This is a genomic window from Mycobacterium sp. ZZG (assembly GCF_054786995.1).
Genome location: NZ_JBTBFV010000043.1, coordinates 1 through 13,720, shown reverse-complemented (window position 1 = coordinate 13,720; position 13,720 = coordinate 1). Strand labels below are relative to the sequence as shown.

General features: G+C 67.8%; 11 protein-coding genes. 7 read left to right on the top strand and 4 right to left on the bottom strand.

Annotated elements, in window-relative coordinates; genetic code table 11:
* Positions 1 to 12 precede the first annotated feature (12 nt).
* The 3 genes from ACXMYJ_RS20825 (at position 13) to ACXMYJ_RS20815 (ending at position 3,337) form a co-directional block, all read left to right on the top strand.
* Positions 13 to 1,317, top strand: coding sequence for a citrate synthase (locus ACXMYJ_RS20825; protein ID WP_443186809.1), 1,305 nt, complete (start codon positions 13 to 15; stop codon positions 1,315 to 1,317).
* A 180-nt stretch (positions 1,318 to 1,497) separates the two neighbouring features.
* Positions 1,498 to 2,934 carry an MFS transporter gene (locus ACXMYJ_RS20820; protein WP_460358735.1) on the top strand — a complete coding sequence of 479 codons (1,437 nt, stop codon included), beginning with the start codon at positions 1,498 to 1,500 and terminating at the stop codon, positions 2,932 to 2,934.
* On the top strand, positions 2,924 to 3,337 hold the full coding sequence (locus ACXMYJ_RS20815; protein WP_460358729.1) for a MarR family winged helix-turn-helix transcriptional regulator: 414 nt from the start codon (positions 2,924 to 2,926) through the stop codon (positions 3,335 to 3,337). Before ACXMYJ_RS20820 ends, ACXMYJ_RS20815 begins: the two co-directional genes overlap by 11 nt.
* Here the strand turns inward: ACXMYJ_RS20815 and ACXMYJ_RS20810 are convergent.
* The gene (locus tag ACXMYJ_RS20810) at positions 3,334 to 4,881 is read right to left on the bottom strand and encodes a phytoene desaturase family protein (RefSeq protein WP_460358728.1); all 1,548 of its coding nucleotides are present in this window, start codon (positions 4,879 to 4,881) and stop codon (positions 3,334 to 3,336) included. The genes ACXMYJ_RS20815 and ACXMYJ_RS20810 overlap by 4 nt on opposite strands.
* 12 nt (positions 4,882 to 4,893) lie before the next feature.
* Positions 4,894 to 5,151: a DUF2630 family protein gene (locus tag ACXMYJ_RS20805; protein WP_443186812.1), complete on the bottom strand. Its 258-nt coding sequence runs from the start codon at positions 5,149 to 5,151 to the stop codon at positions 4,894 to 4,896.
* A gap of 53 nt (positions 5,152 to 5,204) precedes the next feature.
* On the opposite strand from ACXMYJ_RS20805, the gene ACXMYJ_RS20800 reads away from it, so the two are divergent.
* Positions 5,205 to 5,567, top strand: a complete 363-nt coding sequence (locus tag ACXMYJ_RS20800) for an FKBP-type peptidyl-prolyl cis-trans isomerase (protein ID WP_260755267.1) — start codon at positions 5,205 to 5,207, stop codon at positions 5,565 to 5,567.
* Between the two features lie 78 nt (positions 5,568 to 5,645).
* On the opposite strand, the gene ACXMYJ_RS20795 is transcribed toward ACXMYJ_RS20800, so the two are convergent.
* Both ACXMYJ_RS20795 and prrA read right to left on the bottom strand, forming a co-directional pair.
* Positions 5,646 to 6,986 (bottom strand): HAMP domain-containing sensor histidine kinase, encoded by a 1,341-nt coding sequence (locus ACXMYJ_RS20795; RefSeq protein ID WP_443186813.1) that lies wholly within the window; start codon positions 6,984 to 6,986, stop codon positions 5,646 to 5,648.
* Between the two features lie 2 nt (positions 6,987 to 6,988).
* The gene (gene prrA, locus ACXMYJ_RS20790; protein ID WP_260758281.1) at positions 6,989 to 7,699 is read right to left on the bottom strand and encodes a two-component system response regulator PrrA; all 711 of its coding nucleotides are present in this window, start codon (positions 7,697 to 7,699) and stop codon (positions 6,989 to 6,991) included.
* Positions 7,700 to 7,808: 109 nt separating this feature from the next.
* Between prrA and ACXMYJ_RS20785 the strand changes: the two genes are divergently transcribed.
* From ACXMYJ_RS20785 to ACXMYJ_RS20775, 3 genes are read left to right on the top strand one after another with little or no spacing between them, the layout of a single operon-like run.
* Positions 7,809 to 9,794: an ABC transporter ATP-binding protein gene (locus tag ACXMYJ_RS20785; RefSeq protein WP_460358727.1), complete on the top strand. Its 1,986-nt coding sequence runs from the start codon at positions 7,809 to 7,811 to the stop codon at positions 9,792 to 9,794.
* Complete coding sequence (locus ACXMYJ_RS20780) at positions 9,787 to 11,727, top strand: ABC transporter ATP-binding protein (RefSeq protein ID WP_260755264.1); 1,941 nt, start codon at positions 9,787 to 9,789, stop codon at positions 11,725 to 11,727. The genes ACXMYJ_RS20785 and ACXMYJ_RS20780 overlap by 8 nt, the downstream gene beginning before the upstream one ends.
* Positions 11,724 to 13,541: an ABC transporter ATP-binding protein gene (locus ACXMYJ_RS20775; RefSeq protein ID WP_460358726.1), complete on the top strand. Its 1,818-nt coding sequence runs from the start codon at positions 11,724 to 11,726 to the stop codon at positions 13,539 to 13,541. Before ACXMYJ_RS20780 ends, ACXMYJ_RS20775 begins: the two co-directional genes overlap by 4 nt.
* Positions 13,542 to 13,720: the final 179 nt, after the last annotated feature.

Here is a 13,720-nt window from a genome sequence, read left to right as displayed (position 1 = left end):
GAAGGGATCCCAGTGGCCGATAACGCCGACGCCGGGCAGGAGCATGCCACCCTGGTCTACCCAGGCGGCGAGCTCGAACTCGACATCGTCAAAGCTTCCGAGGGCGCGGACGGCATCGCGCTGGGTTCGCTGTTGGCCAAGACCGGCTACACGACGTTCGACGGCGGCTTCGTCAACACGGCGTCGACCAAGAGCGCCATCACCTACATCGACGGTGACGCCGGAATCCTGCGCTACCGGGGCTACCCGATCGAGCAGCTGGCCGAGAAGTCGACGTTCATCGAGGTCAGCTACCTGCTGATCTACGGTGAGTTGCCGACCGCCGAACAGCTCGAGGACTTCACCACCAAGATCCAGCGGCACACGCTGCTGCACGAGGACCTCAAGCGGTTCTTCGACGGCTTCCCGCGCAACGCGCATCCGATGCCGGTGCTCTCCAGCGCGGTCAACGCGCTGAGCGCCTACTATCAGGACTCGCTGGACCCGTTCGATCCGCACCAGGTCGAGCTGTCCACCATCCGCCTGTTGGCCAAGCTGCCGACGATCGCGGCGTATGCGTACAAGAAGTCCGAGGGACAGCCGTTCCTGTACCCGGACAACTCGCTGACGCTGGTGGAGAACTTCCTGCGGATGACGTTCGGCTTCCCCGCCGAACCGTACGAGGTCGACCCGGAGATCGTGCGGGCTCTGGACATGCTGTTCATCCTGCACGCCGACCACGAACAGAACTGCTCGACCTCGACGGTGCGGCTGGTGGGCTCGTCGCAGGCCAACCTGTTCACCTCGATCTCCGGCGGCATCAATGCCCTGTGGGGTCCGCTGCACGGTGGTGCCAACCAGGCGGTGCTGGAGATGCTGGAGAAGATCCGCACCGGTGACGACGACGTCGCGACGTTCGTGAAGAAGGTCAAGAACCGCGAGGACAACGTCAAGCTGATGGGCTTCGGTCACCGCGTGTACAAGAATTACGACCCGCGGGCGCGCATCGTCAAGGAGCAGGCTGACAAGATCCTCGGCAAGATCGGCGTGCAGGACGAGTTGCTCGACATCGCCAAGGAGCTCGAAGAGATCGCGCTGACCGATGACTTCTTCATCGAGCGCAAGCTCTACCCGAACGTCGACTACTACACCGGTGTGATCTACCGGGCGATGGGCTTCCCGACCCGGATGTTCACGGTGCTGTTCGCGCTGGGCCGGCTGCCGGGCTGGATCGCACACTGGCGGGAGATGCACGGCGAGCCGAACAAGATCGGCCGTCCGCGCCAGATCTACACCGGCTACACCGAGCGCGACTACACCGGCATCGACGGCCGCTGAGGCGCCACCCGGCGGTGCTCGTCCCCGACGATGCGCGCGAGCGTGCGTGTCGGCGGGCGACTCGCCGGGCATATCGCCGAGTAATCGCACGCTCGTCGCCGACGAACGTCACACACACTCCGCTTGCCCCGCAAACGGTTGTAGTTTCACAATAGTTGTGTGAATACAACCGTCGGCTCGATGACGCCGAGGCGCAAGGCCATCATCCTGGTGTCCTGCTGCCTGAGCCTGCTCATCGTGTCGATGGATGCGACGATCGTCAATGTCGCGATCCCGTCGATCCGGCAGGACCTGTCGGCAACCTCCGCGCAGATGCAGTGGGTGGTCGACATCTACACCCTGGTGCTGGCGTCACTGCTGATGCTGGCCGGGGCGACCGGGGACCGCTTCGGCCGCCGGCGGGTGTTCCAGACCGGACTCGCGCTGTTCGCGCTCGGCTCCCTGGCCTGCAGCCTGGCGCCTACCATCGACGCGCTGATCGGGGCTCGTTTCCTGCAGGCCATCGGCGGCTCGATGCTCAATCCCGTTGCGCTGTCCATCATCTCGCAGATCTTCACCAAACCGGTGGAGCGGGCGCGGGCGCTGGGCGTCTGGGGTGGGATCACCGGCATCTCGATGGCGGCCGGACCGATCGTCGGTGGCCTGCTCATCGAAACCATCGGGTGGCGCTCGGTGTTCTGGATCAATCTTCCCATCTGCGCGGCGGCCATCCTGCTCACCGCGGTGTTCGTCCCGGAATCGAAGTCGGCGACGATGCGCAACGTCGACCCCATCGGTCAGGGACTGGCCATCCTGTTCCTCTTCGGCACCGTGTTCACCCTCATCGAGGGGCCGGTGCTCGGCTGGACGAATCCACGCGTCGTCGCGATCGGTGCCGTCGCCGCGGTGGCCCTGGCGGCGTTCCTGCGGTTCGAATCGCGCCGCCACGACCCGTTCCTCGATCTGCGGTTCTTCCGCAGCATCCCGTTCACCACCGCGACCGTCAACGCGGTCAGCGCGTTCGCGGCCTGGGGTGCGTTCCTGTTCATGATGTCGCTGTATCTGCAGGGGGAGCGCGGGTTCTCGGCCATGCACACCGGCCTGATCTACCTGCCGATAGCCCTCGGCGCGCTGCTGTTCTCCCCGCTGTCGGGACGACTCGTCGGCCGCTACGGCGCGCGGCCGTCCCTGGTGGTGGCGGGGGTGGCGATCACCGCGGCGGCGACGATGTTGACGTTCCTGACCGCGACGACCCCGGTGTGGTGGCTGCTGATCATCTTCGCGGTGTTCGGCATCGGCTTCTCGATGGTCAATGCGCCGATCACGAACGCAGCGGTGAGCGGGATGCCGCTGGATCGGGCCGGGGCGGCGTCCGCGGTGACGTCGACGAGCCGCCAGGTCGGGGTGAGCATCGGTGTGGCACTGTGCGGTTCGGTTGCCGGCCCGGCGATGGCCGTCGGCGGCACCGATTTCGCGGCGGCTGCGCGACCGCTGTGGTTCGTCTGTATCGCCCTGGGTCTGGTGATTCTCGGGGTCGGCTTGTTCGCGACGTCGCAGCGCGCTCTGCGGTCGGCCGAGCGGCTGGCCCCGTTGGTCTCCGGTGCAGCGGATCCGGTCGGTGGTGCTCATGTCCGGTAATCCGCTCGCCGACGACGTCTGGCGCGATCTGGCCGCATTCGTCCACGATCACCGGGACAACTGGAAGAAGTCGGTGGTCGAGCGCACCGGCCTTCCGTTCAGCAGAGTGCGGATCCTGATGCGGTTGATGCGAAATTCCATGACCGTCAAGCAGATCGCCGCGGCAGCCACCGTCGACGCGCCGGCGGCGACGGTGGCCGTCAACGATCTGGAAGAGCGCGGGCTCGTCGTGCGCCGCATCGATCCGTCCAACCGTCGCTGCAAACTGGTGTCGCTCACCGACGCCGGCCGCGACGTGCTGCGCACGATCGACGCCGTCCACGACCCGGCGCCCGAGGCCCTGGCCGCGCTGGCCGAGGACGACCTCGCCGCGCTGCGGGCGATCCTCGACAAACTGGGTTAACTCTCCAGCACAGCCATCGCCGCGTTGTGCCCACCGATCCCCGACACCGCCCCACCGCGGCGAGAACCAGATCCGCACAACAGGATCCGATCGTGTGCAGTGGCCACACCCCACCGCTGCGCCGGTGTCGCGAGCTCCTCGTCGTCCTCGGCGAATGGCCACGACAACGCGCCGTGGAAGATATTGCCGCGCGTCATGCCCAGGGCGTGGTCCAGGTCGGCGGTCGTCTTGGTCTCGATGCACAGGCGGCCCTGGCTGTCCTGCATGACGACGTCCTGGATGGGCTCGGCCAGAACGGAATTCAGCGATGTCAGCGCCGCGGAGGTCAGGGTGTCACGGAGGCGGTCCGGCGTGACCGAGGCGGCCAGATCGTGCGGGGTGTGCAGGCCGAACACGGTCAGCGTGTGCGCGCCGGAAGCCTGGAGGGTTTCGGACATGATCGACGGGTCGGCCAGGGTGTGGCAGTAGATCTCGCAGGGCAGCGGATCGGGCACCGTGCCCGCCGCAGCCTGACGGTATGCGGTGTCGAGCTGGCCGTAGGTCTCGTTGATATGGAAGGTGCCGCCGAAAGCCTGTTCGGCGGTGATGGTTTCGTTGCGCAGTCGCGGCAGTCGGGTGAGCATCAGGTTGACCTTCACTTGCGCGCCCGGTGCCACGTCCGGTTCCGGTTCGTCGAGCAGGCGAGCCAGCACTGCCGGTGTCACGTTGGCCAGGACGTGACTGCCGGTGACCTCGTGCTCGGTGTCGCCGCGCCGGTATCGGACCTCACCGTCCGGGGTGATCGCGAAAACGTCGGCCCCGATGAGGATCTCGGCGCCGAATCCGGTTGCCGCGGCGGCCAGGGCGCCCGATACCGCGCCCATACCGCCAACCGGCACGTCCCAGTCCCCGGTACCGCCCCCGATCAGGTGGTACAGGAAGCAGCGATTCTGTGCCAGGGATTCGTCGTCGAGGCGGGCGAACGTTCCGATCAGCGCGTCGGTCGCCATCACGCCGCGGACCAGGTCGTCGCGCACCGCCGAGGTGATCGCCTGCCCGATCGGGTGCTCGATCATCTGCTGCCAGGCGGTCTTCGCGTCCCCCTCGGCGGTCAGGGCACCGTACATCGCCGACCGGGTGCGCAGCGGCTCCAGCAACGTCGGCCACGTCAGGGTGGTCAGCGCCCGGCACCGCCGGTAGAAGTCCTCGAAGTGCGCTTCGTCGTCACCGGCGCCGATCGCGTCGAACGTCGACTCCGGTCCGACCAGCAGGCCGGTGCGGCCTCCGTCGGCCGGGTTGGGTGTGTAGGACGAATACCGGCGTCGCGCCAGCCTGATTCGCGCGCCGAGGTCCTCGATGATGCGCCGCGGCAGCAGGCTCACCAGGTAGGAGTAACGCGACAAGCGGGCGTCGACACCGGCGAACGGATGCTGCGACACGGCTGCACCCCCGACGTGGTCGAGGCGCTCGAGGACCCGCACTCTGCGCCCGGCCTTCGCCAGGTAGGCGGCGGCAACCAGCCCGTTGTGCCCGCCACCGACGATGACGGTGTCAACGCGTGTCACAGCGTGCCTTCCTCAGTTGAGGTAGCCCTCGACCTCGCCCTCGGGTCGCACCTCCGCGTCGGCGGGATTGCCGCCGCTGGAGCGCAGCGCACGCCGCTGGCGGAGCAGGTCCCAGCACTGGTCGAGCTGGACCTCGACCGCCTTCAGCCGCGCGTGTTCCTCGGAGGCGTCGATCTCGCGGTGCTGCAGTTTGTCGCGCAGTTGTCGCTCTTCGGCGACGAGTTCGTGGACTTGTTTGAGGATGTCTTGGTCTTTGTCTGCCTGGGCCACGTCTACCAGTGTGCAGCTATTTCGTGCCCTCGTCTGCGGACTAAGCTGGTCGGATGGCTACCAAACCCGAGATCGAATTCCCCGACGGCCCCGCCCCCGCGGAGCTGGTGATCGAAGACCTCGTGGTGGGCGAGGGGCCGGAAGCGGTCCCCGGTGCCAGGGTCGAGGTGCACTACGTCGGCGTCGAGTACGACACCGGCGAGGAGTTTGACAGCTCGTGGAACCGCGGCGAGTCGATCGAGTTCCCGCTGCGCGGCCTGATCCAGGGCTGGCAGGACGGCATCCCCGGGATGAAGGTCGGCGGGCGCCGGAAGCTGACGATCCCGCCGGAGCAGGCCTACGGCCCCGCCGGCGGCGGGCATCGATTGTCGGGCAAGACGCTCATCTTCGTCATCGACCTGCTCGCCACCCGCTGACGTCGCCTCCGGCGAAATTGCATTCCGGCAGACGACCACTCGCACTCTGCCTGCCGGAATGCGATTTCGGCGAGAAGATCAGCGCGGGCCGGGCAGCCGCAGCAGCAGGCGCGCCCCGCCCAACGGGCTGGCCTCCAGAGACGCGGTGCCGCCGTGCAGTTCGGCCTGCTGAGCCACCAACGCCAACCCCAGGCCCGAACCCGAATGCGACGCCGTCGACCCGCGGGAGAACCGGTCGAACACCACCTTGCGCTCCTCTTCGGGAACCCCGACGCCGTCATCGTCGATCGCGATCTCCACGCCTTCGCGCGAGCTGACCGCTGACAGCTGCACCCGGGTGGCGCCGCCGTGCTTGACCGCGTTGGCGATGGCGTTGTCGACGGCCAACCGCAGACCGGCCGGCAACCCGACGATGATCACCGTCGGCGCAGGCACCAGCGACACCTCAAGCTCCGGGTAGACCCGCATCGCGTCGTGGGCGGCACGGTCGAGCAACTCGGTGATGTCGACCGGCACATGGTCGTCCTCGGTGGACAGCTCGCCCTGGGCCAGACGCTCCAGCGCCCCAAGCGTCGCCTCGATGCGGGACTGCGTGCGGATGACGTCGTTGACGACCTCCTTGCGGCCCTCCTCGGACAGGTCCAGCGTCGCGAGCACTTCCAGGTTGGTCCGCATCGCGGTCAGCGGAGTGCGCAGCTCGTGCGCCGACACCGACGCGAAGTCGCGGGCGGACGCCAGCGCCGCCTTGGTACGACCCTGCTCCTCCCACACACGCTCCACCAGCCCTTTGACCGCGTCGGCGATCTCCACGGCTTCGGTCGCGCCGCGGATGTCGATGTCGGGCGCTTCGTCACCGGCGTCGATCTGGCGGGTCTGTTGGGCCAGCCGTTTGAACGGCCGCACCGCGAACGCTGCCAGCAGCCAGCCGCCGAACGTGGCCGCGCCGACGGCCAACGTGCAGATGATCAGGACACGCCGGTGCAGGTTGTTGGTGTCGGCGATCGTCGCGTCGTAGGTCGCGCCGACGGCCACCGACATCGGTTCGGGTGTCGACAACTGCACCGTGCGCACCCGGTACCGGACACCCCCGACCTCGGTGTCGGCATAACCCGGCTCCAGCTCGGGTAGCACCACATTCGAATTCGAGGTCACCTGCCCGCCCCGGCGCACGGTGATGACCGCGTCCTGGTCGTTCGGGGACTTCGGGATCTCGTCGAGCCCGCGAGGCAGGAACGGGATCGCGAACCCGGCGGCCTCGTCGAGGCGACGGTCGAGCCGCTCCTTGCGGTCGTTGGTGATGCCGACCCACACCACGGTGCCGACGATGCCGACGACGATCGCCGCGGCGATGGCGGTGGCGAACGCGACCCGCGTGCGCAGCGACGGTGTGCGGCGAAAGATGCGGGACAGCGCGACCATAACTACTGCTGCCTGAGGACGAATCCCACGCCGCGCACCGTGTGCAGCAGTCGCGGTGCGCCGTTGGCCTCGAGCTTGCGCCTCAGGTAGCCGATGAACACGTCGACGACGTTGGTGTCGGCGGCGAAGTCGTAGCCCCACACCAGCTCCAGCAGCTGCGCCCGCGACAGCACCGCGGTCTTGTGCTCGGCGAGCACGGCCAGCAGGTCGAATTCGCGTTTGGTCAGGTCGACGTCGACTCCGTCCACGCGGGCCCGCCGGCCCGGGATGTCGACCTCCAGCGGGCCGACCGTGATGGTTTCCGACGAGAAGGTAGCCGTGGAACCGCGCCGGCGCAGCAGCGCCTTGACACGCGCCACCAACTCGGCCAGCACGAAGGGCTTGACCAGGTAGTCGTCGGCGCCGGCTTCCAGACCGGCGACACGGTCGTCCACCGACGAGCGGGCGGAGAGCACACAGACCGGCACGTCGTTGTCCATCGCCCGCAACGCGGTCACCACGGACACTCCGTCCAGCACCGGCATGTTGATGTCGAGGACGATCGCGTCCGGGCGCGTCTCGGTGGCGCTGCGGAGGGCCTCGGCGCCGTCGACGGCGGTGAACACCTCGAATCCGGACAGTCGCAGGCCGCGCTCGAGCGAGGCGAGCACATCGGGATCGTCGTCGACCACGAGCACCCGGGGTGAGGCCACACCACTGTCCATGCACGCAATCTTGCCTGATGAAGCGGCGTCCTCGTGGGAGGTGGTGCCTGCGGATTACCGGCCGGCGCCGGAGGGAAGTCATTGACCTCAATCTTCGTTGAGGTCCTACGGTGAAAACATGAGTTTGGAAACGGTCGCCCGCCAGTCGCTGTACCGGCAGACGCACGCAAAGGGCGGTGATCTGCACTCCTTGGCCGACCGCCGGCTGCTGGCCCGGATCTGGCGCTTCGCGGCGCGCCACCATCGCCGGCTGGCGGTGTTCGTCGGCGTCAGCGTCATCGGTGCGGCGCTGACAGTGGCGACCCCGCTGTTGGCCGGGCGCGTGGTGGACGAGATCACCGGCGCGGGCAGTGCCGGGGTGGTCGTCGCCCTGGCGGCCGTCATCGCGGTGGTCGCGCTCGCCGAGGCCGGGGTCGCGTTGCTCACCCGGTGGCTGTCGTCGACCATCGGCGAGGGCCTGATTCTCGACCTGCGCACCGCGGTGTTCGATCACGTGCAGCGCATGCCTGTCGCGTTCTTCACCCGCACCCGTACCGGCGCGCTGGTGAGCCGGCTCGGCAACGACGTGATGGGCGCCCAGCGCGCGTTCTCCGACACGCTGTCCGGGGTGGTGTCCAACCTCGTGACCCTGACGTTGACCCTGGCGGTGATGCTGGGTATTTCGTGGCAGATCACGCTGGCCGCGCTGGTGGTGTTGCCGCTGTTCCTGATTCCCGCGCGGCGGATCGGCGCGGCGATGGCGCGGCTCTCGCGCGAGGCCGCGGCGCACAACGCGACGATGAACACCCAGATGACCGAGCGGTTCTCGGCGCCGGGGGCGACGCTGGTGAAGCTGTTCGGCGACACCGCGGCCGAGTCCCGAGAGTTCGCGGTGCGGGCCGGGCGCGTGCGCGACATCGGGGTCCGCACCGCGATGCTGCAGTCGACGTTCATGAACTCGCTGACGCTGATGTCGGCGCTGGCGCTGGCGCTGGTCTACGGCCTGGGCGGCGCACTCGCCCTCGGTGGTCATCTGCAGGCCGGCGAGATCGTGGCGCTGGCCCTGTTGCTGACCCGGCTCTACGCGCCGCTGACGGCGCTGGCCAACGCGCGCGTCGAGATCGCCACCGCGTTGGTCAGTTTCGAGAGGGTGTTCGAGGTGCTGGATCTGGTCCCGCTGATCCGGGAACGCTCCGGCGCGGTCGAGGTGCCGCGCGGTCCGATGACCGTGGAGTTCGACGACGTGCGGTTCTCATATCCGTCCGCTGATCAGGTGTCGCTGGCCTCCCTGGAGGAGGTCGCCGAACTGGACGACCGCGGCGGTGAGGAAGTGCTGCACGGCATTTCGTTTACGGCGGGGGCTGGGCAGGTGGTCGCGCTGGTCGGGTCCTCGGGTGCGGGTAAGTCCACGATCGCGTCGCTGGTGGCGCGCCTGTACGACGTCCAGGGCGGTGCGATCCGCCTCAACGGCGTCGACATCCGTGACGTGACGTTCGCGTCGTTGAAGGACACCGTCGGGATGGTCACCCAGGACGGTCACCTGTTCCACGAGTCGATTCGGGCGAACCTCACGCTGGCCGCTCCGGACGCAACCGATGACCAGCTCTGGGCGGCCCTGCGGCGGGCGCGACTCGACGACGTCGTGGCGGCCATGCCCGACGGGCTCGACACCGTGGTCGGGGAGCGCGGCTACCGGCTTTCCGGTGGGCAGCGGCAGCGACTGACGATCGCGCGGGTGTTGCTGGCCTCTCCGCAGGTGGTGATCCTCGACGAGGCCACCGCGTCGCTGGACTCGGAGTCCGAGGCCGCGGTGCAGGCCGCGCTGGCCGAGGCGCTGGCCGGCCGGACGTCGATCGTGATCGCCCACCGGCTGTCCACGGTCCGCGCTGCGGATCTGATCCTCGTCGTCGAGGACGGCCGCATCGTTGAGCGCGGCGATCATCAGGAACTACTGGTCCGCGGCGGCCGCTACGCCGAGCTGTATCGCACCCAATTCGGCACCGACCGCCGAAATTGCGTTCCAGCGGGCCCTCACTCGAACTTTCGCTGCCGGAATGCAGGTTCGGCGCGGGCGGAGCGCGACTTAACCACTTGCCCGCAATGGGAAGATGCTCTAAGTGGCTGACACCCGAGAATCTCTGCATGCGGCGCCCGCGATCGGGGCGCCGCCGAAGCGGGTGAAGCCGAGTTCGGACCTTTGGCGGATGCTTCCGTATCTGTTGCCGTATCGGGGCCGCTGGATCGTGATGATCGTCGTCGCGCTGGCCAGCCTCGCGGCCACCATCTCGATCCCGTTGATGACCAAGGCCGTGATCGACGGTCCGGTGCGTCATCAGGATCAGCAGGGCCTGTGGCTGGTCGGCGCGGCGGCGGTCGCTGTCGGCGTGACCGAGGCTGTGCTGTGGTTCATCCGGCGGTGGCTGGTGGCCCGCGCGACGATGGGCGTGGAAGCCGACATCCGCAAACAGCTCTACGCGCGGTTGCAGATCCTGCCGATGTCGTTCCACGGCCGCTGGCAGTCCGGCCAGTTGCTGTCGCGGATCATGAACGACCTGAGCACGATTCGCCGGTTCATGTCGTTCGGCCTGATCTTCCTGATGCTCAACGTCCTTCAGATCACCGTCGTCACCGCGATCTTGCTGGCGATGTACTGGCCGCTGGGCGTGGTGGTGCTGGTGTCGATCGTGCCGATCACGGTGACGGTGCTGCATTTCCAGCAGGAGTACACCCGGCTGTCGCGGCTGGCGCAGGATCAGGCCGGCCACGTGGCCACCCACGTGGAGGAGGCCGCGCTGGGCCTGCGCGTGGTCAAGTCGTTCGGTCGTGAGGACTACGTCTACGAGCGGTTCGACGAGCAGCTCACCGGCCTCTACGACACGCAGGTCGGCCGGGTGTCGGTGTCGGCGAAGTTCTGGACGCTGCTGGAGATCATCCCGAACCTGACCCTGATCGTCGTGCTCGGCTTCGGCGCGTACGCCGCAGGAAACGGCTCGGTGACGATGGGCACCCTGGTCGCGTTCATCACGATGATGCTGTCGCTGGTGTGGCCGATCGCGTCGCTGGGTTTCCTGCTGTCGATGACCCAGGAGTCGTTCACCGCGGCCAACCGGATCGCCGAGATCTTCGACGCGCCATTGGAGATCACCGACGGTCCGCGCACGCAGGCACCGCGGGGCGGCCGGTTGGAACTCGTCGACGTCGGGTTTCGCTTCCCGGACGCGGCGCCCGACAGTTGGGCTCTGCGCCACGTGAACGTCACCGTCGAAGCGGGGGAGACTCTGGCGCTGGTCGGTGCGACGGGGTCGGGCAAGTCGGTCCTGGTCGGGCTGCTGTCGCGGCTCTACGACGTCAGCGAGGGTGAGATTCGCGTCGACGGCCGGGACATCCGCGAGCTGTCGCTGGACGCACTGCGCCGGACGGTGGCCACCGCGTTCGAGGATCCGACGTTGTTCTCGATGTCGGTCGCCGAGAACCTCCGGCTGGGCCGGCCCCGAGAAGATCCAGCGGCCGACGACGAGTTGGGCCAAGCCGTCGAGATCGCGGCCGCGCAGTTCGTCTACGACCTGCCGTTCGGTCTGGACACCCGCATCGGCGAGCAGGGAATGAGTCTGTCGGGTGGTCAGCGCCAACGCCTTTCGCTGGCCCGGGCGATCCTGGCCGGTCCGCGGATCCTGGTTCTCGACGACACGCTTTCGGCCCTCGACGTGCACACCGAGGCGGTGGTCGAGGAGGCACTGCGCCGAGTGCTGCACGAGGTGACCGGCGTCGTGGTGGCCCATCGGGCCTCGACGGTGCTGCTCGCCGACCGGGTCGCGCTGCTGCAGAACGGCACCATCACGCACGTCGGCACGCACGCTGACCTCCTCTCCCGGGTACCCGAGTACCGCTATCTGCTGGCCGCCGACGACGAGCTCGACGACGGCAGCGAACGCGAATGTGATTGGGCCGATGAGCGTCTGCGTGACGAGCAGATGATCGAACGAGAAGAGCGCGCCCGGCTCGACGGCGACGACGAATGCGCCCGCGTGGACCAGGAAGTCCTGGGGAGGCGCAGATGAGCACCGCCGACTGGCGTGGAAAGTTCGACGAGCAGGCCGATCTCCCGATCGACGAATCGGTGCCGCGCCGACGTGAGGCCCGGTCGCTGCTGTACACGTTGCTGTATCCCTACCGGTGGGTGGTCGCCGTGCTCGCGATCGTCGTGGTGGTGGAAAACGCTGCACGTCTTTCGGTTCCGCTTCTGGTGCAGAAGGGCATCGACGACGGCATCCCGCCGCTGCTCGAAGGCGGGACCGCGACCACCCTGCTGACCATCGTGGCGGGCCTGTGCGGTGTGGTCGTGGTCCAGGCCACCAGTCGGATGTACTTCCTGCGCCGATCGGGCCGGACCGGGCAGAAGGTGCTGCTCGAACTGCGTCGCCGGGTGTTCCGCCATTTCGCCCGCCTGGACATCGCGTTCCACGACCGCTACACCTCCGGCCGGGTGGTGAGCCGCTCCACCAACGACGTCGAGGCCATTCAGGACATGCTGGAAACCGGCTTCGACAGCCTGATCACCGCGGTGCTCACGCTGGTCGGCACCGCGGTGCTGCTGGTGGTCCTCGACGTCAAGCTCGGCCTGATGTGCCTGGTGGCGTTCCCGATCCTGGTGCTGCTCGTGTTGTGGTTCCGGCGGGAGTCGTCGAAGGCCTACCGCGAGGTCCGGGAGATCTCCGCGCTGGTCATCGTGCAGTTCGTCGAAACCATGACGGGCATCAAGGCGGTGCAGGCCTACCGCCGCGAGCCACGCAACCAGGAGATCTTCGAGGACGTCGCCGACCGTTACCGCGTGATCAACGAGAAGACGTTCAAGCTGCTGGCCGTCTTCATGCCGGGCGTCAAGCTCGTCGGCAACCTCACCACCGGTGTGGTGCTGCTCTATGGCGGTTACCGGGTCCTGCACGGCGAGATGACGATCGGCACCTTGGCAGCGTTCCTGCTCTACCTGCGGATGTTCTTCGAGCCGATGCAGGAGATCTCACAGTTCTTCAACACCTTTCAGTCCGCGGCCTCGGCCTTGGAGAAGCTGGCCGGCGTGCTCGCCGAGAAGCCGGGTATCAGCGACCCCGCCAGCCCGGTCGAACTCGGCGACGTGCGCGGCGAGATCGCCTTCTGCGGCGTGAAATTCGAGTACGTACAGGGACGCCCGGTGCTTCCCGGGCTGGATCTGGTGATTCCCGCCGGGCAGACCGTCGCGCTCGTCGGCACCACCGGTGCCGGCAAGACCACGATCGCGAAACTCATCACCCGGTTCTACGACCCGGTGGCCGGAACGGTCACGCTGGACGGGGTCGACCTGCGTGACGTGGCGCAGACCGATCTGCGCCGCCATGTGGTGATGGTGACGCAGGAGAACTTCATGTTCGGCGGCACGATCGCCGACAACATCCGGTTCGGGAGACCCGAGGCCACCGATGACGAGGTGCGGGACGCGGCCCGCGCGGTCGGGGCGCACACCTTCATCGAAGCGTTGCCCGACGGCTACGGCACCGACGTCGCCAAACGCGGTGGACGGCTGTCGGCCGGGCAGCGCCAGCTCGTCGCATTCGCACGGGCCTTCCTGGCCGATCCCGCGGTGCTGATCCTGGACGAGGCGACCTCCTCGCTGGACATCCCGAGTGAACGGATGGTGCAGCGAGCCCTGGAAACGGTGCTGGCCGACCGGACCGCGGTGGTGATCGCCCACCGGCTGTCGACGGTGCAGATCGCCGATCGGGTGTTGGTGCTCGAGCACGGTCGCGTCGTCGAGGACGGGGCACCGATGGATCTCACGGCCCGCGACGACGGGCATTACGCGGCGTTGCACCGGTCCTGGGTGCAGTCACTGGCGTAGCGGGCACCGTCCGGAGTTCACCGAAATCCTTCCATCTGGCAACACCCGACCCTAGCCCGGATTTTTCGTGGTAATTGGTGTGGGCTCGGTTTGATGTCGAGTTATGTTGCTGGGTAGTGGGTTTCGTGTGGTGGCGTGGTTGATCGGTCCCGTGTCGCCGGGCGGGCGGGCTTTCCAGG